This is a genomic window from Microbacterium sp. NPDC097977, from assembly GCF_040302605.1.
Taxonomy (GTDB): domain Bacteria; phylum Actinomycetota; class Actinomycetes; order Actinomycetales; family Microbacteriaceae; genus Microbacterium.
The window spans coordinates 1-1,193 of sequence record NZ_JBEOUR010000135.1; the positions used below are offsets into that span (position 1 = coordinate 1).

Below are 1,193 nucleotides of genomic sequence, written 5' to 3' on the forward strand. Positions count from 1 at the left end.
GTCGAAGACGCGTCGGAGTCGACGGACTCCTCGGACTCGTCGTCGTCCTCGCCGAGCAGCTCACGAACCTCGTCCTCGACCGTCGGCTCGGAGTCGACGACCCCTGCCGCGTCTGCGTCTGCGTCCGCATCAGCGTCGGACTCGGCCTCTGCATCGTCGTCTGCATCTGCATCTGCGTCTGCGTCTGCGTCTGCGTCTGCGTCTGCGTCTGCGTCGAGATCCTCGTCACCGTCGAAGTCACCCTCGATGAGGCCGTCCTCGATGATGATCTCCTCATCGCCGGCCTCGTCGACGCCCAGCGCCTCGGCGGCGACCTCAGCGCGATGCGCCCAGAACTCCGCCTCGTCGGTGCGTCCGAGATCCTCGAGAACGGCGGCGCGAGCAGCGAACAGAGCCGGGCTCCATTCGAACGCGCGGTCCGGATCGAGCTCGGGGATCTCCAGTTCACCGAGTGCGAGCTCGAGGTCGCCCTGATCGAGGCGCGCCCCCGACATGGCGATGGCGAGAGAGACGCGAACCGGGGTGGTGAGAGCCGTACGATCGACCGCGCGACCTGTCTCGAGCGCTCGATCCGGGCGGCCGATGCCGCGTTCGCTGTCGACCATGAGGGCGATCTGGTCGTCCTTGCCCGAGATGCGCCGGTAGGTCCGCAGCTCCCGCAGGGCGAGAGCGAAGTCCTCCGTGGCGTATGCCGTGATGCCGAGAGTCTCTCGTACGATCGCGATGCGACCGGCACGACGGGACGCGGCCAGAGCATGCTCGTGCGCCAGCGCGGGGTCCTCGTCGATCAGACGGGATGCCATCGCCAGGTGCCGAGCGACGAGATCAGCGTTCTCCTTGCTGAGGGTCTTCAGCTCGTTGCGGGCCGATGTGTGCAGATCGCGCGCGGTGACCTCGTCGGGAATGTGCGGATCGTTGAATCGCGGCCGATCGCCCGACGCCTGCACCGGGCGCTCGCGGTCCGCTCCCCCGCGCTGCGGGTACGAACGACCCGAGTCGCGGTCCTGGCGAGGAGCGCGGTCATCCCGGTTGTAGCCGCCGGAGCGAGGGGCACCGCCGTCACGGCTGTCGCGGTTGTAGCCACCGGAGCGGGGAGCGCCGCCGTCACGGCTGTCGCGGTTGTAGCCACCGGAGCGGGGAGCGCCGCCGTCACGGCTGTCGCGGTTGTAGCCACCGGAGCGGGGAGCGCCGCC

The 1,193-nt window shown here is 69.5% G+C and carries 1 protein-coding gene; it reads right to left on the reverse strand.

Annotation, left to right across the window (positions count from 1 at the left end; genetic code table 11):
* Window positions 1-1,193, reverse strand: a 1,193-nt coding sequence (locus ABTZ43_RS17140; RefSeq protein ID WP_350539634.1) for a hypothetical protein, incomplete at both ends; no start/stop codon positions are given.